Raw genomic sequence first — 17,144 nt, 5'->3', positions numbered from 1 at the left:
CACCTCTAAAATGAAAGCGGTTACTAAGACAAATCCTAATGATTTTATTCCGGTTATTTCCCTGCTTTTCTCTTCCCACCGCTTAGCACCCCGGCTCTCTGTGTTAAACTGACCGCCTCATTTTCAGACGAGGAATCCTGATGACAGCGCAGTGGGTGATGTACGGCATAAAAAATTGCGACACCATAAAAAAAGCGCGCCGCTATTTAGAAGCCGCCGACATCAACGTTGAATTCCATGACTACCGCGCCAGCGGGCTGAGCGATGCGCTGCTGTCGCAGCTTATCGATCGGTCCGGCTATCAGACGCTGCTTAACACCCGCGGTACCACCTGGCGCAAACTGACGGACGCCGAACGCGACGCCGTTATCGATGCTGAGAGCGCGAAAGCGCTGATGCTGGCGCACCCCGCCGTCATCAAGCGGCCCGTACTGCGCGCGCCGGACGGCGCGCAGCTTGTCGGCTTCAGCGAAGCCGCTTACCAGGCGTTTATCCAGGAGAAATCATAATATGTTCTGTCCTGTCATCGAACTGGCGCAGCAGCTTATCCGCCGCCCTTCGCTCAGCCCGGATGACGCGGGCTGTCAGGCGCTGCTGATTGCGCGTCTGGAGGCGATCGGCTTTCAGGTCGAGCCGATGCTTATCGACGATACGCTCAACTTCTGGGCCACGCGTGGTCAGGGCGAAACCCTGGCGTTTGCGGGCCATACCGACGTGGTGCCGCCCGGCGACGCCAGCCGCTGGATCAATCCCCCTTTTGAGCCCACGATCCGCGACGGCATGCTGTTTGGCCGCGGCGCGGCGGACATGAAAGGTTCGCTGGCGGCGATGGTGGTTGCGGCGGAGCGCTTCGTCGCCGCGCACCCCAACCATAAAGGCCGCCTGGCGTTTTTGATCACCTCAGACGAAGAGGCGAGCGCCAAAAACGGTACGGTAAAAGTGGTCGAGCGTCTGATGGCGCGCAATGAGCGCGTGGATTACTGCCTGGTGGGCGAGCCGTCCAGTACCGAAGTGGTGGGCGACGTGGTGAAAAACGGTCGTCGCGGCTCGATGACCGCGAACCTGACCATCCACGGCGTGCAGGGACATGTCGCCTATCCGCATCTGGCAGATAATCCGGTACATCGCGCGATGCCGGCGCTCAACGCGCTGGTCGCCACCGAGTGGGACAGCGGCAACGCCTTTTTCCCGCCGACCAGCATGCAGATCGCTAACGTGCAGGCGGGCACCGGCAGCAACAACGTCATCCCCGGCGAATTTTTCGTGCAGTTTAATTTCCGCTTCAGCACCGAGCTCACCGATCAAATGATTAAAGAGCGCGTGACGGCGCTGCTCGACAGCTATCAGCTGCGCTATACGCTGGAATGGAACGTTTCTGGCCAACCCTTCCTGACCTCGCGCGGCAAGCTGGTCGACGCCGTTATCAGGGCGGTATCGCACTATAATGAAATTAAGCCGCAGCTATTGACCACCGGCGGCACCTCAGACGGGCGCTTTATCGCGCGGATGGGCGCGCAGGTGGTAGAGCTCGGCCCGGTGAATGCCACCATTCACAAAATCAATGAGTGCGTGAAGGCAGCCGATCTGCAGACGCTGAGCCGCATGTATCAGCGCATTATGGAACAGCTGGTCGCCTGATCGCGATCGAGAGGAGCAGGCAAATGGAATTTATTAAAGATTACTGGTGGATCCTTGTGATCCTGTTGCTGGTCGGCGTGTTGATGAACGTTTACAAAGATCTGAAGCGCATCGATCATAAAAAATATATGGCGAACAAGCCCGACCTGCCGCCGCATCGCGACTTTAACGATAAATGGGACGATGAAGACGACTGGCCGAAGAAGAAGTAACAGGCCTTTTTGGTCGCGCCATCGTCCTGAGACGCCCTCGCCTGCGCGAGGGCGTTTTTACATCATCATAATGACGTCATCGTCGCCGGGTTTCGCGCCGCTTAGCGCCTCATCGAAATAGCGCTTTGGCACGGTATAGTGCAGATGCTTCAGCGCCAGCGCCATGCTGCGGTCGTCGACCGCGTGCGGCAGATCTTCAACAATATCGAGCGTCACGTCACCGCCCAGCGCGGTCAGCCGCTGCGCCGCCTGTTCGGCGTGCTGCATCGGTATCTGTTCGTCATACTCGCCGTGGATCAGATGGATAGTGGTGCGCGTCGAGGCGTGCTCCGGCAGCGTCGCATAGCGGCCGCTGAACGCCACCACCCGGCCCGCCAGATCCGGCTGCGCCTTCACGCCCTCCAGCACCATGGTGCTGCCCTGCGAAAAGCCCACCAGCGCGGTCGCGTCGGCGCGCACGCCGCTTTGCTCTTGCCAGTGCCGCACCGAGTCGACGAACTGCGGCAGCACGGCGTTAACCCGCTGCTGCTCGCTCTGATCGTGCTGCGCGGTTTCGCTGAACCAGTAGTGGCCCGGGGACGGCGCGCCTACCGCCACCACCTGCGCCTGCGGGAACTCGCGCGCAAACCAGCTGCCCAGCTGCGCCATAGAATGGGGATTGTCGCCGACGCCGTGATAGAGCAGGAACAGCTGTTGCGCTTCCGCGCTCGGCTGCTGAACAATTACATATTGCAGTGTCATAATGACCTCCTCTCATCACTATACGCCGCCCTGCGCAGAGCGCTATTGGGAATATTTGAACAAGTCTGTGGATTTATTCTACTTGCCGACGCAGCCGATCGGCGCGCGCGGCGTCCAGCGCGGTCAGAGCGGCAGCGGCCTCAAGCCGTAGCCGGGCGATCAGCGCCTTGCGCCCGCTCAGCCCCGCCTGCTGCGCGAGCGCGACCGGGTCCGCCTGGGGTTGCAGCGCCGCCTGCAACAGCGGCGGCACAGCGGCGCAGGCCGCGAGCCGAAATAAAACCGGCAGGCTCGCCTCCAGCGGCCGCTGCGCCCAGGCGAACCCCGCCGCCAGCCAGGCATCTTCATCAGTAAACGTCAGCGGCGCCTCCGGCAGCGCGATCGACTCGGCAATCTGCTGGCGCAGCTGCGGCCAGTCGCGTGCCAGCCGCGTCGCGGCGCGCTGCTGTAACGCCTTGCCTGCGGGCGTCAGCGCCAGAATCGCCATCGCCGCATAGCAGCCGCTGCTCGCTTCGCGCTGAGTGCCGATGCGCGCCAGGCTAAAGCCGCAGGCGCGCCAGAAGGCCCATAGCGCCTCTGTGTAGCCGAAGCTGACCGAGAGAAAATCCACATCCTGCTGACGCTGGACGGCAGCGACCAACGCCTGGCCAACACCCTGCCTGCGCTGTTCCGCCGCCACCGCGATACGGCTGATACGTCTGGAGCGCAGCGTCGCCGCCTCGACGAATCCGGCGTGCGCCGCCAGCGACTGCGCCACCAGGTTGCCGCGCGGACGTCGCCTGCCCGCCCAGACCGCCTGCGCCAGTTCGGGCGTTAAGCCGCCCTCCTCGACCAGCCAGAGCGCGCCCTGCAGCGCAGGCGCGTCGCCGCTCAGCCACAGGGTCATGCCAGGCGCGTCCATTAAGCGTCGCAGATCGAGCGGCGAGGTGCGGTAGTGAGCGCTGGCAAGCAGGCGCCAGGCAGCCGCCGGCTGCGCGGGATCGCGCCGCCAGGCGTCGTCAGGCATACGACGCGGCGCGCCGGCCGAGGAGCGCGGCGCAGGCGCGGCGTCCTCAAACAGCAGCGCCTGATTAAGCCAGGCCTCCAGCGGGTCGTGCCGCGACCAGCGCAGCGGCTCATCCAGCGTGAAGTAGCGCACCTGTTCCAGCCCGGCGCAGAACTTCAGGATAAAGCCGCGGCCGGTGCCTTCGTAGCCCTGCACCGTGGTTGTCAGCAGCACGCGCGGAAAGCGCGCCACCAGCTGCGTCAGTATCGGCGTGGGGATCGCTGCGGCCTCATCGACGATTAGCCAGTCGACGGCGGGCAGATCTGGCTGGGCGAGAATGGCGTCGGGCGCCATAAAGTAGAAGTGGTCCTGCGCGAAGCGCGTCAGCACGTCGGTGGCGGCCTTCGCCGGGGCGGTGATCAGCGCGCGCGGGATCTGCCGCGCCAGCATGCCTGCCAGCGCCGATTTGCCGCGCCCCCGCGGCGCGGTGAGCACCGCGACGCCTGACGTCATCGTCAGCAGCTGATGGACAATCGCCTGCTGCTGCTCCGGCGCGCGACACTGCCAGCGCGGCAGCGGCGCCAGCGGCGAGATACGCGGCGGCGCGTCCTGACGCAGCAGCGCCACGGCGGGATCGGCTAGCAAACTCGCCTGCAAATGGCGCACAAAGTGCGGCGTCGGGAGCGGTTCAGCCACGTCGGCCCAGCGCAGGCTGTCCTCGTCGGGCTGTTGCGCCCAGCGCGGCCACGGCGGCGTCAGCAGCAGCAGCCAGCTTCCGGCGCGCAGCGTACCCGCCAGCGCGGCGAACGCCTCGGCGTGGAAACCGCGGCGCGCGTCAAAAATAGCATGGGTGAATTCGCGGCCCAGCAGCGTGCGCAGCGCCGACGGCGCGCAGTGCGGCAGCCCCTCGATCGGCGCGTCGCCTACGACCAGCCAGTCGCCCGGCAAGGCGGCGCGCCACTCGGCGGCGCGCGCCATAGACCAGGCTGCGTCGCCGCTGATGGCGCAAAGCCGCCTGATGCCTGCCTGCTGCATCTGGCGGCTGAGCTGATCGGGCGACATCAGTTAGCAGCGAAAGTGTTGCACTGTCCCGGATCGCCGCTGTCGAATCCGCGTTTAAACCAGGTGTAGCGCTGCTCCGAGGTGCCGTGGGTAAAGCTGTCGGGCACCACGCGTCCCTGACTGCGCTGCTGCAGACGGTCATCGCCGATCGCCTGCGCCGCATCCAGCGCCTGCTGCAGGTCGCCGGCTTCCAGCCAGTTATCTTTGCTGACGTAGTGGCCCCAGACGCCGGCGAAGCAGTCCGCCTGCAGTTCCATTTTCACCGACAGATGGTTGATTTGCGTCTGGCTTGCGCCCTGCTGCATTTCGCGCACTTTCGGTTCAATGCCGAGCAGATTCTGCACGTGGTGTCCCACCTCATGCGCCACCACGTAACCCTGCGCGAACTCACCGCCCGCGCCAAGCTTGTTTTTCATCTCATCGTAGAAGGAGAGATCGATATAGACGCGCCGATCCGCCGGGCAGTAGAAAGGGCCCATCGCCGTCTGGCCGGTGCCGCAGCGGGTCTGGGTCGCGCCGCGGTACATCACCAGCGTCGGCGCGGTGTATTCTTTGCCCATCTGCTGGAACAGTTTGCTCCAGGTATCTTCCGTGGAGGCCAGGATAACGCGGGTGAATTTCGCCGCTTCGTCGTCATTGGCGCTGACGCGCTGCTGCTGGCTGGTGGGGGCGACGTCACCGCCGGTCAGCAGCCCCGTCAGGTCGTAACCGTAATAGCCGGCCACCGCGACCACGACTAACAGAATAATGCCGCCCTTTCCGCGTGGAATACGAATCTGACGTCCGCCGCCACCGTAAGCTGGGCTTTGATCTCGACGGTCTTCTACATTGTCGCTCTCGCGACGTCCTTGCCAGCGCATAACCTGCTCCTGATTGAGATAGTTTCCCGTGATTTTAGTTGCGCGAGGAGACAACTACCAGCCTTGCGGCCAAATGAAAAAAGGAGAGCCGCGGCTCTCCTTTCTCTGTCTGGCAAGCGATTAGCCTAGTCGAGCTTAACGCCCAGACGCTGCGCCACCTCTTCATAGGCCTCGATCAAACCGCCCAGGCTCTGGCGAAAACGATCTTTGTCCATTTTATCCATCGTCTGCTTGTCCCACAGGCGCGCGCCGTCTGGCGAAAATTCGTCGCCCAGCACCACTTCGCCTTTAAACAGGCCGAACTCCAGTTTGAAATCGACCAGGATCAGGCCCGCGTCGTCAAACAGTTTGCTCAGCACTTCGTTGGCTTTAAAGGTCAGCTCCTGCATACGCGCGAGGTTCGCTTTGCTTACCCAGCCGAAGGTTTCGCAGTAGGATTCATTAACCATCGGGTCGTGCTTCGCGTCGTCTTTAAGGAACAGATCGAACAGCGGCGGATTGAGGATCATGCCCTCTTCCACGCCGAGACGTTTTACCAGCGAGCCGGCCGCGCGGTTGCGCACCACGCACTCTACCGGCACCATCTCCAGCTTTTTCACCAGCGCTTCGTTGTCGGAGAGCAGCGCTTCCATCTGGGTCGGAATGCCCGCTTCCTGCAGTTTGGTCATGATAAAATGGTTGAACTTGTTATTTACCATTCCTTTGCGATCGAACTGCTCGATTCGGGCTCCGTCGCCTGCTGACGTATCGTTGCGGAACTCGAGTACCAGCAGATCCGGATTGTCGGTGCTGTATACGGTTTTCGCTTTACCGCGATACAACTCAGCTCGCTTTTGCATCTTGTTAACTCCAGACTTGAAAATTTCGGGTGTTCTGCGACGGCGGGCCGCTGGGGGATTGCCGCGACGCAATCGTTTACTTCGCCGCGCGCTATTATGCCAGAGACGAAAAAAAAAGGCCGGAGAATCTCCGGCCCTGAGGCGATTTATTTGTTGAGAGCCGCCTGGAACACGGCTACCAGAGCATCGTTCTGCGACTGGGTGAGCACATGCCCCTTCGGATCGATAAACTGCAGGCTGCTGCGGTTATCGAGATCGCCGACCTGCACTTTATAGTCGCCGTTCGGCAGTTCCGGATCTTTCGCGCCGACCTCATCCCACGCGCCGCTGCCCGGCGACTTGTAGGTGACGTTCATGCTGCCCTGCGGGCGATTGCTGTCGGTCACTTCCATGCCGACGCGCTGCATCGCCTGCGGCAGACGCTGCCAGGCGACGCTGAACGGCGTGCGCAGCACCAGCATCGGCAGGCCGGTATCGTCCGCGCCGCTCTGAACGTCAATGCTGCCGCTGACGCGACCGGCCGCCGCATTTTCGCTGGCGACGTCGATTTTATCCAGGCCTGCGCTGATGGCGTTGAGCATCTGCGCGGTGTAGCGCTGGATCTGCACCGGCGCGGTGACCGCTTTATCCTGCTGCTGCAGCTCAAGCAGACGCACCGTCAGCATTTGCTGGTAGCTCTGCGACTGCACGCTGATCTCATAGCGGCCGCGGTACTGATTATCTTCGTCGGCGCGGTTCCACTGCACCCAGTCGGTGGTCAGCTGCTGACGCGCATCGTTGCGCTGCGCAATAGGGAAATTGTTCGACTCAACGACTTTGGTCACCTGCGACCAGACCGCGCCGCGGCTGTTTTCCAGCATCAGCACGCCGGTGTTGCCGGTGAACTGCGCGCGCGCGCCGTTAACCAGCGCCAGCGGCTGAGCCGGCGGACGAATGTCGAGCTGCTTGCCGACGTTGCCGCTGGCAGCGGTGTGCGGCACGTCGTAATCGCCGTGCGCCACCGGCAGGATCATACCGGCGGGCGCCTGCAGATCGTGCAGTTCGCTGGCCTGTAAATAGGACTCGTCACCGCTTACCTGACGTTTATAACGCTGATCGCTAGAGCACGCCGTTAACAGCATCGCAGTAGACAGCGCGACAACGGTCGCAACCGTTGAGCGCTTTACAGAATGATTCATTGAAACTCCCTAACTTATCGCAAACCCGCTTTAATCAGCGCCTGCTCGACTTTTGGTATGGCCGCTGAACTCAGCGGCGTCATCGGCAGACGCAGCGTGTCACTGGCGATTAATCCTAACTGTTTCGCCGCCCATTTCACTGGGATCGGATTGGGTTCGCAGAAAAGCGTCTGGTGCAGATGCATCAGACGCTGATTCAGGCGACGCGCCTCGACGAAGTTGCCCTGTTGCGCCAGCGCGCACAGCTCAGCCATTTCACGTGCCGCGATGTTGGCCGTGACCGAGATAACGCCCTTGCCGCCCAGCTGCATCAGGTCCAGCGCGCTGGCGTCGTCGCCACTGACGATTATAAAGGCCTCATCGACCAGTGCTTGGATCTGGCTAACGCGCGATAAGTTCCCGGTCGCCTCTTTGATTCCGATAATATTTTTGATTTCAGCAAGGCGCGCGACGGTTTCCGGCAGCATGTCGCAGCCGGTGCGTGAGGGGACGTTGTATAACATTTGCGGCAGCGCCGTGCTTTCCGCGATCGCTTTAAAGTGCTGGAACAGCCCTTCCTGCGTCGGACGGTTATAGTAAGGCGTCACGGTCAGGCAGCCAACTACGCCGCTGTTTTCGAAGCGTTTGGTGAGAGAGATGCCTTCTGCGGTGGCGTTGGCGCCGGTGCCGGCGATCACCGGAATACGGCCATCGGCCAGATCGAGCGTCAGCATCACTACGTCGCCATGCTCTTCATGGCTCAGGGTCGCGGATTCGCCGGTGGTGCCGACGGAGACGATCGCTGCGGTGCCGCTGGCGACGTGATAATCAATTAGTTTTTTCAGACTCGCACGGCAGACATTACCTTTGTCATCCATTGGCGTAACGAGTGCAACAATACTTCCCGTGAACATTGGCGATCCCCTCGACAAACAAGTGCTTCATGGTACGTTTTACTTCTGTTGAAAAGCAAGCAGGCCACGCCCCTCCTGCGCTTGTCAGCAGTTTTTTTTATGTTTACCTTATAGTTATTAGCGAATGAACAGGAAATCCCACATTGCCGCAGTCTCAGCCCCACCATTTGGTGATCACCGCACTGGGTGTTGACCGTCCGGGTATCGTCAATACCATTACCCGTCACGTCAGCAGCTGCGGATGCAATATCGAAGACAGCCGTCTCGCCATGCTCGGGGATGAGTTCACCTTTATTATGCTGCTATCCGGCAGCTGGAACGCCATCGCGCTGATTGAATCGACGCTGCCGCTGAAAGGCGCGGAGCTGGAACTGCTGATCGTCATGAAGCGCACCAGCGCCAGGATGCGTCCGCCGATGCCGGCGACGGTGTGGGTACAGGTTGAGGTGCCGGACTCGCCCCACCTGATCGAGCGCTTTACCGATCTGTTCGACAAACATGCGATGAACATCGCTGAACTGGGTTCGCGCATTAAGCCGGGTCATGCAGATCAGACGCCGACGCTCTATATTCAAATTACCGCGCACAGCCCGGCGGGCGTCGGCGACTCTCAGTTTGAGCAGGCGTTTTACGCCCTGTGCCGCGAACTCAACGCCGACGGCACGCTGCGTTTCTACAGCCTGGCCGACGACGATGCGGCGACGCTGCAGGGCTCACGCTAAGCTGTAAACAAACCGGGGCTATTCCTCCACATCACTGTTGTCTGGCTATGTGGCGCAATATCCCCTGATGGCGGCTTCTCGCCTGACGCGGTTCGTCAGACGTCAGGTCGCCCACAGCATAAAGAAAAAATGGAGAGTAGTGATGAATCCACTGAAAGCCGGTGATACCGCACCGAAATTTAGCTTGCCCGACCAGGATGGCGAACAGGTAAATTTAACCGACTTCCAGGGACAGCGCGTTCTGGTCTATTTCTACCCGAAAGCGATGACGCCGGGATGCACCGTGCAGGCCTGCGGCCTGCGCGACAATATGGATGAGCTGAAGAAAGCGGGCGTGGAAGTGCTCGGCATCAGCACCGACAAACCTGAAAAGCTGTCGCGCTTCGCCGAAAAAGAGCTGCTGAACTTTACGCTGCTCTCTGACGAAGATCATCAGGTCTGCTCCGCCTTCGGCGTCTGGGGCGAAAAGACCTTTATGGGCAAAACCTATGACGGCATCCACCGTATCAGCTTCCTGGTGGGCGTCGATGGCACTATCGAAAAAGTGTTCGACGACTTCAAAACCTCTAACCATCACGACATCGTGATGGATTATCTGAAGTCGGCGTAACGCGGCGCGGATGCGGCCCTGCGCCGCATCCCGCCCTCTTCTCTTTACGGCGTCAGGCTCTGCGACGCCTCCGCCACCCGCACGCAGTTGCGCCCGTCATGCTTGGCCTGATAGAGCGCGGCGTCAGCCTGTTTCAAACTCTGCTCCAGCGGCATCGCCTCATCCTGCCAGGCCGCGACGCCGACGGAAAGGGTAATGGCGCCGACGTCGGCTATGGACGCGGCGGCGATGCTGGCGCGTATGCGCTCGGCAAGGCGGCTCGCCTCGTCAATATCGGTCACTGGCAGCAGCATCAGAAACTCCTCTCCGCCGCTGCGGCACACCACGTCGCTCTGACGCGCGCTGGCGCTTAAGGTCTGCGCTACCTGCTTGATCACGCGATCGCCGACATCGTGTCCCCAGCTATCATTGACCCGCTTAAAGTGGTCGATATCGAGCGCCAGCACGGCGAACGGCTGACGCATCGTCTGATAGAAGTCGAGCACCGCGCTGAGGCCGCGCCGGTTGAGAAGCTGCGTCAGCGGATCGGTCTGCACCTCTGACTTCAGGCGGCCGATCTTGTCCTGCACCAGCCCGATGCCGGTCAGCAGCGCGCGCTTCACCTGCGCCGCCTCGAAGTACCAGGCATGGATCATGCCGAGCTCCAGCGAGACGCCGGGCGCATCCATCTGGCGCGCCTTACGCGCCAGCTGCCAGAGCGGCAGCGCGATCAGCCGCGCCAGCACGACCGCCACCAGCAACGTCAGCAGCGCGAAAGGCACCGAGTGCTTCAGCACCTGCATCAGCAGACCGGTGAGCGGCTCCAGCGTTACCGCGGTCGGCTTCAGCGCCACCACCGTCCAGCCGGTGGTCGGCACCACGGCATATCCGGCAAGGCGTGGCGGTTCCCCCGCCGACTGCAGCTGCAGCGAGCCGCTGCAGCTGCAGCGAGCCGTTGCTGTTTTCGTCGCGGCCGCTCAGCAGCGCGGGCAGGGTTTTGCCAATCAGCTGTCCGTTCTGGTGATAGAGCACCTGACTGGCGCTGTCGAGCACGTAGACGCTGGTGCCGTCGCGATAGTACTGCTCGCCGAGCAGCGTATTTAAGATGCTTTTCTTCTTCAGGTAGATGGTGCCGCCAACGTAGCCGAGATAGTGCCCCTCGCGGCTCCAGATCGGCCAGGAGACGAAAATAATCAGGTTGTTCGCCGCCGAAATGGTCGGCTTGCTGATGGCGGGTTGCCGCGCGCTTAGCGCTTCGCGCGACGCATCGCTGGTCAGGTGCATGCCCTGCAACATCAGGGACTCCGGCGAGATAGCTTTTACCACACCGCTGGCGTCGACGACCGCCACCGAGTTAAAGCTGCTGGTCTGCTCGCGCAGGCGATCGACCTCCTGACGCAGCAGCGCGGGATCGTCAAAGTTTTCGCCCAGCAGCCTGGCGCTGTAGTGCAGCTGCGACTGCGCCAGCTGGAAAAAGATTTCGGTGGTGGAGGCGAGCTTGGTGGCATAGGCGCGGTTCGCCTCCAGCGTGCTGTCGATCAGCGCCATACGCTGCACGCGCCAGGTGGCATAGAGCGTGTTGGTCAGCGTAACCACGATGCTGACGATAGCGAGCAACGCGATAAGCGTACGCAGATCGGTTCGGGGACGCAGGCGCATTAACATCGCGCGCCCGCCGCAAAAGATAAGTACATGCTGAAAGGCCTGAAAATGTCGTTATTGTTGGAGATTATCCGCCCTGGTGAGGCAATCGCCAAGTGTACACGCTGTCGCCCTTCTGAGCACCTTCCCACCGCGACATTCTCAGAAACCCTTTCTTTACGCCTGGCGCTAGTCGATCAATCCGTGCCGATCGTAGAAGGGCCAGGGGCCGGAATAATCGCCTATGGCGCACAGGTGCGTCACCATGCCCTGCTCCGGCTGCCAGCGGTGCAGCAAAAAACCCGGCGGCTCCAGCACGAAATGAGCCGGACCGTCGGGCTGCAGGTCAAAGGCCACCTGGTGAGAGAGGCCCGGCGCGCACACCGCCAGCGTACCGGCGAAGCGCGTTTGCAGGCTGCGATGCAGATGGCCGCACAGCACGCGCTCAACCTGCGGATGCCGGGCGATTACCGCCGCCAGCGCGTCGGGGTTGCGCAGCCGCTGGCGATCCATATGGTCGATGCCGCAGATAAAGGGGGGATGATGCAGCATCACCAGCGTCGGCGCGGCGGGCTCACGCGCCAGGTTTTGCTCCAGCCACGTCACCTGATGCTCATCGACATAGCCCCAGGGCTGCTGCGGCACGCTGGAGTCGAGCGCAAGCAGCTGCAGCGGCCCGACCTTTAGCTGCCAGTTCAGGGTGGCGCCATGCTGAAGGTAGGCGTGATCGGCAAACACCGCGCGCAGCGCCTGGCGATCGTCATGGTTGCCCGGCATCAGGCGGAACGGCAGCTGCAGAAGACGCAGCGCCAGCCGCAGCGTCTCATACTCCTCAACCGTGCCGAAATCGACCAGATCGCCAGTGATCACCACCATATCCGGCCGCGGCCGCAGGGCGTTAAGGGTGTCGATGGCGCGCAGCAGCGCGGCCCGGGTATCGACTTTTTTATAGGACAGGCGACCGTTCGCCTTGATATGCAGGTCGCTGATCTGCGCAATCAGCGTCGGGTTGTCGGACACAGAGCTCTCCTTAATAACCGGTAAAATCCAGCGCGGCGCGCGGCGCCAGCGTCCAGGTCACGCGCTGCCCGGCTTGCCAGGCCTCCCGCGCATGGCGCTCGACCTGAATCGGCGCGGCGAGACCGATATCGATTTGCAAACGCTGCACGGCGCCTAAAAAGGTGCTGCCGACGATATAGCCGTGACGCGCATAGCGGTTGTCCTCCGCCAGCAGAATATCTTCCGGCCGGCAGAACTGGCGCGGTTCGCCGTGGACGTCGGTCTCGACGCAGTTGATGGCGCCGACGAAATCGGCGACGAAGCGCGTCGCCGGACGCTGATAAATCGCCTGCGGCGTGTCGATCTGGGCGATGCGCCCCTGCTCCATCACCGCGATACGATCGCCGAGCGCCATCGCCTCCTGCTGATCGTGCGTCACGTAGACGGCGGTAATGGCGAGCTTTTTCAGCAGCGCGCCGATTTCGAGCCGCAGCCGCTCGCGCAGTTTGGCGTCGAGCGCCGCCAGCGGTTCGTCGAACAGCAGCACTTTCGGCCGAGCGGCCAGCGCGCGCGCCAGCGCCACGCGCTGCTTCTGCCCGCCGGAAAGCTTGTCGATGGCGCGATTCGCCAGCGCGCTGAGATCCACCAGCGCCAGCATCTCTTTGACGCGCGCTTCACGTTCGCCGCGCGCCACGCCCTGCACCTTCAGGCCATACTCGACGTTCTGCGCCACGTTCATATTGGGAAACAGCGCGTAGTTCTGGAACACCATGCCGACGTTGCGCTTCTCGATCGGCAGCGCGGTGACGTCGCGATCGTCAAACCAGACCTCGCCGCCCTCGTCGCTGCTTTCCAGCCCGCTGATGATGCGCAGCGTGGTGGTTTTGCCGCAGCCGGACGGCCCGAGCAGCACCAGGGTTTCGCCGGCGTGAACGGTGAGATCGAGCGGGTGCAGCGCGGTGTGTTGATGAAAGCGGCGCGCGCAGCGGCGCAGCGTGACGGTAACGGCATCGTTATTCATGCCAGCTCCTTAAGGGCGTTCCGCGTCGCCTGGCGCGTCAGCCAGTGATTGCAGGCGTTGAGCATCAGCAACAGCGGTAAAATCATGACGATAAAAATCAGCGTATAGGCCGATCCCACTTCCAGCCGCATCGAGGCGTAGCTGTCCGCCAGCCCGACCGGCAGGGTTTTGGTCAGCGGCGTATGCAGCATCCAGGTAATATTGAACTCGCCTACCGACAGCGTAATCACCATAAACGCCCCCGCCAGAATGCCGTTGCGGCAGTTCGGCACCACCACGGTGAAAAAGCGGCGCCAGAAACCGGCGCCGAGGCTGGCGGCCGCCTCTTCGAGGCGCGGCAGCTGAATCGCCTGCATCACCGCCAGTACCGGACGGATCATAAAGGGCAGCGTAAAGAGCACATGGCCGATCAGGATAAACAGCCAGCTGTCGCGCAGGCCGCTAAACCGGCCGTAAAGCAGAATAATGCCGAGCGCGGTGGCGAGGCCCGGCAGCGCCACCGGCAGCATCAGGCACTCCTCGATTCGGGCAGCCCAGCGCGGCGGCGCCTTCAGCAGCCCCCAGGCGGCGGGCAGCCCGATCGCGACGGTAATCGCCAGGCAGCAGACCGCAATAAGCAGCGACAGCCAGAAGGTGTCGGCGTAGAGCGCCCACACCTGACCGACCCACTTCAGCGTCAGGCCGCTGCGCAGGCCGATAAAGTAATTCTCCGTGACGCCCGCCAGCATCGACAGCACCACCGGCACGATCATAAACAGCGCCGTCAGCGCGGTAACGCCGACCTGCAGCCAGAACAGCGCGCGACGTTTCATGATGGTCGCTCTCCTCCAGCGTGCGTCAGCGCGCGCGCCAGCATCAGGCCGAGCCAGGCGACCGCGCCCATCGCCACCGACAGCGCCGCCGCGGTGGCGAAATTGGCATAGTTAGTGAACTCGCCGTAAATAGTCAGCGGCAGCACGCTAAGGCTGGTGCCGAGGGTAAAGGCGGTGCCGAAGGCGCCCATGCTGGTGGCGAAGCAGAGCGCGCCGCTGGAGAGCAGCGCCGGCTTGAGTCCCGGCACGATAACGTCCCAGATGATGCGCCACTGGCTGGCGCCCAGCGAGCGCGCCGCCTCCTCCAGCGAGCGATCCAGCTTTTCGCTGGCCGCCACCAGGGTGACGATGGCGCGCGGCAGGGAGAAGTAGAGATAGCCGATAAAGAGGCCGCTGAGCGAATAGGCGAGCGTCCAGCGCTCGTGGAACAGGCTCATGCTCAGCTGCGCCAGCACCCCCTGTCGCCCCGCCAGCATTACCACCAGAAACCCCACAACCACGCCGGGAAAGGCGAGCGGAAAGGTCAGCAGCGCCAGCAGCGTGCCGCGTCCGGCGAAGCGCTGACGCGCCAGGAAACAGCCGACCACGGTGGCGATCAGCAGCGTTACCAGCGTCACCGCCAGCGACAGCAGCAGGGTATTGAGCAGGCTTTGCAGATACTGCGGCTGGCTTACCACCGTCCAGTAGCCGCTCCTCTGTGTGGTGCGATCCGGCGAGAGGCCAGTCTGCAGCAGCCGCCCGAAAGGCAGCAGCCAGAAGGCGGCGAGAAATAGCAGCGCAGGCAGCAGCATCCAGGGCCAGCGTGCGCCCTGATGCGCCCGACGGCGCAGTGCGATCGGCGCGCGGCCGCGGGTTTCCAGCAGCGACATTAACGGATCTCGCTCAGGTAGCGGGCGGAAAAAGCCTTCTGCGCATCGGCCATCTGCTGGTAATCCACCGTCGTGGCGCGAGCATAATCGCTGTCAGGCAGGAACTTCGCCTTTGCCTCGGCGGACATCGCCGTCGGGCGCACCGGACGCAGATAAGCGTTGGCCCAGATAGCCTGACCTTTATCCGAGAGCACGTAATCGATCACTTTTTTGCCGTTGGCGGCGTGCGGCGCGTTCTTCACCAGACTAATGACGTACGGCACCGTGACCGTGCCCTCTTGCGGGATCACGAAAGCGACGTTGGCGTGGTCTTTGTACTTCGCGCGGTAGGCGTTGAAGTCGTAGTCGAGCAGAATGGGGATCTCGCCAGAAATCAGGCGCGCGTAGGCGGTCTGCTTCGGCACGATCGGCTGGTTGGCCTGCAGCTTTTTGAACCAGCTCAACGCCGGCGCGAAATTCTGCAGGGTGCCGCCTTTTGCCTGGTTAACCGCCACGGCGGCGACGTAGCCGACGAAGGCGCTGGAGGGATCGAGATAGCCCACCATGCCTTTATACTCCGGCTTCAGCAGGTCATCCCAGGATGTCGGCAGCGGCGCGCCGCCCAGCGCATCGACATTGACCATAAAGCCCATGGTGCCGGAGTGTAGCGCCACCCACTTGCCGTCAGGATCCTTCATGCCTGTTGGCACCTCATCCCAGTGCGCCGGTTTATAGTCGGCGACAACGCCGGCGCCCGCCGCCTGGATGCCGAAGCTGACGCCGTAATAGACCACGTCGGCAACCGGATTGCCCTGCTCGGCGACCATCTGCGCCAGCGCCTGGCCGGAATTTTTGTTGTCCTGCGGCACCTGGATGCCGGTGTCGCGCGCGATGGCTTTCAGCTGCGTTCCCCAGTCCGCCCACTCCGGCGGGCAGTTGTAGCAGATGGCGCTTTCCGCCGCGTAGGCGGCATGGCTCGCCATACCGCATGCAGCCAGCAGCGCCGCGGCGGTTAATTTCTTTATTCTGTTGTGCGATGACATGTGGATTCCCTGGTGTTGGCAAAGGTGGAGCGCGGCGCGGGCGCGATGCTTTCGCCCAACCGCAGGTGGTGCGCCAGCACGCGGGATCCACCGCTGGCGTGTTGTAAAAGCATATCGATGGCGCAGGCACCGAGCAGATCGCTGGGCTGCACCACCGAGGCGAGCGACGGCGTCAGATGCTCGCCGGTCTCAATACCGTCGAAGCCCATAATGGAAAGCTGCGTCGGCACCTGAACGCCCGCGCGTGCGGCAGCGCCCATCAGGCTGATGGCCAGCAGGTCGTTGCTGCAGATCACCGCGGTCAGCGGGTTCGCGCCCTGCAGGCGCGGCCGCAGCTGCTGAAAGTCGGAGCGCGTGTGGCTCGGCATCTCAATCAGCGGAAAGGGTTTCAGTCCGGCCTGCTGCATGGCATCGCAGTAGCCGAGGAAGCGTTGCTGAGCGCGATCGGACTGCCAGACCGGCCCGGTCACCATGCCGATATGGCAGTGGCCCAGCGCCAGCAGGTGTCCGGCGGCTTCGGCCATCGCGCGGCGGTTATCGACGCACACGCTCGGCCAGCTGGCGCTCTGCGGCACGTTGTGCGCCAGCACGAAGGGCATCTGCGCGGCGGCCAGCGTCGGCAGCACGGCGCTGCGGTCCGCGTCGGCTACCGTCAGCACCAGCCCGGCGACGCGCTGACGCAGCATATGCTCGACAATCGCCGCCTCGCGTTCGGCCTGATAGTCGCTGGTGGCCACCAGCAGCCCGAAACCGGCCAACCGCGCCTGGCGCTCCATCGCCTGTAGCTGCTGGGCGAACACCGGATTGAGCAGCGAAGGCAGCAGCACGCCGAGGGTGGTGGAGTTCTGGGTGCGCAGCTGACGCGCAATATGGTTCGGACGGAAGCCGAGCTGGTCTGACGCCGCTAGCACGCGCTGCAGCGTGCTCTTTTTCAGCAGATGCGGATCGGAGAAGGCGCGCGCCGCCGTGGCGCGCGAAACGCCCGCCAGTTTCGCTACGCTGACTAAATCCGTCATGTTTCTCCCCCTACAGACTAATGAGAACGATCTCACTGGCGCTCAAAG

17 protein-coding genes and 1 pseudogene are annotated in these 17,144 nt (G+C 62.7%); 5 read left to right on the top strand and 13 right to left on the bottom strand.

Annotation, left to right across the window (positions count from 1 at the left end; translation table 11 throughout):
* Positions 1-140: 140 nt before the first annotated feature.
* From HA46_RS13635 to HA46_RS13625, 3 genes are read left to right on the top strand one after another with little or no spacing between them, the layout of a single operon-like run.
* Positions 141-509, top strand: a complete 369-nt coding sequence (locus HA46_RS13635; RefSeq protein ID WP_033791773.1) for an ArsC family reductase — start codon at positions 141-143, stop codon at positions 507-509.
* Between the two features lies 1 nt (position 510).
* A complete protein-coding gene (gene dapE, locus HA46_RS13630; RefSeq protein WP_084884861.1) occupies positions 511-1,638 on the top strand; it encodes a succinyl-diaminopimelate desuccinylase in 1,128 nt (375 codons plus the stop codon).
* 23 nt (positions 1,639-1,661) lie between these two features.
* Positions 1,662-1,850 carry a YpfN family protein gene (locus HA46_RS13625; RefSeq protein WP_033791776.1) on the top strand — a complete coding sequence of 63 codons (189 nt, stop codon included), beginning with the start codon at positions 1,662-1,664 and terminating at the stop codon, positions 1,848-1,850.
* 57 nt (positions 1,851-1,907) lie between these two features.
* Here the strand turns inward: HA46_RS13625 and ypfH are convergent, their stop codons facing one another.
* The 6 genes from ypfH to dapA form a co-directional block, all read right to left on the bottom strand.
* Entirely contained in the window at positions 1,908-2,591 is a 684-nt protein-coding gene (gene ypfH, locus HA46_RS13620) for an esterase (protein WP_033791778.1), read from the bottom strand.
* A 73-nt stretch (positions 2,592-2,664) separates the two neighbouring features.
* Positions 2,665-4,635 (bottom strand): tRNA(Met) cytidine acetyltransferase TmcA, encoded by a 1,971-nt coding sequence (locus HA46_RS13615; RefSeq protein ID WP_084884859.1) that lies wholly within the window; start codon positions 4,633-4,635, stop codon positions 2,665-2,667.
* Positions 4,635-5,495, bottom strand: a complete 861-nt coding sequence (ypfJ, locus tag HA46_RS13610; RefSeq protein ID WP_084884857.1) for a KPN_02809 family neutral zinc metallopeptidase — start codon at positions 5,493-5,495, stop codon at positions 4,635-4,637. Before ypfJ ends, HA46_RS13615 begins: the two co-directional genes overlap by 1 nt.
* Positions 5,496-5,620: 125 nt before the next feature.
* Positions 5,621-6,334 carry a phosphoribosylaminoimidazolesuccinocarboxamide synthase gene (gene purC / locus HA46_RS13605; protein WP_033753802.1) on the bottom strand — a complete coding sequence of 238 codons (714 nt, stop codon included), beginning with the start codon at positions 6,332-6,334 and terminating at the stop codon, positions 5,621-5,623.
* 146 nt (positions 6,335-6,480) lie between these two features.
* Positions 6,481-7,512 carry an outer membrane protein assembly factor BamC gene (gene bamC, locus HA46_RS13600; protein ID WP_084884854.1) on the bottom strand — a complete coding sequence of 344 codons (1,032 nt, stop codon included), beginning with the start codon at positions 7,510-7,512 and terminating at the stop codon, positions 6,481-6,483.
* A gap of 14 nt (positions 7,513-7,526) precedes the next feature.
* Positions 7,527-8,405, bottom strand: coding sequence for a 4-hydroxy-tetrahydrodipicolinate synthase (gene dapA / locus HA46_RS13595; RefSeq protein WP_033753807.1), 879 nt, complete (start codon positions 8,403-8,405; stop codon positions 7,527-7,529).
* Between the two features lie 143 nt (positions 8,406-8,548).
* Between dapA and HA46_RS13590 the strand changes: the two genes are divergently transcribed.
* Both HA46_RS13590 and bcp read left to right on the top strand, forming a co-directional pair.
* Positions 8,549-9,127, top strand: coding sequence for a glycine cleavage system transcriptional repressor (locus HA46_RS13590; protein WP_084884851.1), 579 nt, complete (start codon positions 8,549-8,551; stop codon positions 9,125-9,127).
* 142 nt (positions 9,128-9,269) lie between these two features.
* On the top strand, positions 9,270-9,737 hold the full coding sequence (gene bcp, locus HA46_RS13585; protein WP_033753813.1) for a thioredoxin-dependent thiol peroxidase: 468 nt from the start codon (positions 9,270-9,272) through the stop codon (positions 9,735-9,737).
* 44 nt (positions 9,738-9,781) lie between these two features.
* Here bcp and HA46_RS13580 read toward each other — a convergent pair.
* The 7 genes and pseudogenes from HA46_RS13580 to HA46_RS13550 all read right to left on the bottom strand — a co-directional run bounded on the left by HA46_RS13580 (position 9,782) and on the right by HA46_RS13550 (position 17,096).
* Positions 9,782-11,381 (bottom strand): annotated as a pseudogene (locus tag HA46_RS13580) (sensor domain-containing diguanylate cyclase).
* 165 nt (positions 11,382-11,546) lie between these two features.
* A complete protein-coding gene (locus HA46_RS13575) occupies positions 11,547-12,377 on the bottom strand; it encodes a phosphodiesterase (RefSeq protein WP_084884849.1) in 831 nt (276 codons plus the stop codon).
* A 10-nt stretch (positions 12,378-12,387) separates the two neighbouring features.
* On the bottom strand, positions 12,388-13,377 hold the full coding sequence (locus HA46_RS13570; RefSeq protein WP_084884846.1) for an ABC transporter ATP-binding protein: 990 nt from the start codon (positions 13,375-13,377) through the stop codon (positions 12,388-12,390).
* A complete protein-coding gene (locus HA46_RS13565; RefSeq protein WP_084884844.1) occupies positions 13,374-14,189 on the bottom strand; it encodes an ABC transporter permease in 816 nt (271 codons plus the stop codon). Before HA46_RS13565 ends, HA46_RS13570 begins: the two co-directional genes overlap by 4 nt.
* Positions 14,186-15,058, bottom strand: a complete 873-nt coding sequence (locus tag HA46_RS13560; RefSeq protein ID WP_033791792.1) for an ABC transporter permease — start codon at positions 15,056-15,058, stop codon at positions 14,186-14,188. The genes HA46_RS13565 and HA46_RS13560 overlap by 4 nt, the downstream gene beginning before the upstream one ends.
* On the bottom strand, positions 15,058-16,080 hold the full coding sequence (locus HA46_RS13555; RefSeq protein ID WP_084884841.1) for an ABC transporter substrate-binding protein: 1,023 nt from the start codon (positions 16,078-16,080) through the stop codon (positions 15,058-15,060). The genes HA46_RS13560 and HA46_RS13555 overlap by 1 nt, the downstream gene beginning before the upstream one ends.
* A complete protein-coding gene (locus HA46_RS13550) occupies positions 16,059-17,096 on the bottom strand; it encodes a substrate-binding domain-containing protein (protein ID WP_084884838.1) in 1,038 nt (345 codons plus the stop codon). Before HA46_RS13550 ends, HA46_RS13555 begins: the two co-directional genes overlap by 22 nt.
* Positions 17,097-17,144 lie beyond the last annotated feature (48 nt).

The organism is Pantoea septica (assembly GCF_002095575.1).
Lineage (GTDB): Bacteria > Pseudomonadota > Gammaproteobacteria > Enterobacterales > Enterobacteriaceae > Pantoea > Pantoea septica.
This window is presented reverse-complemented; position numbering and strand designations above follow the sequence as displayed.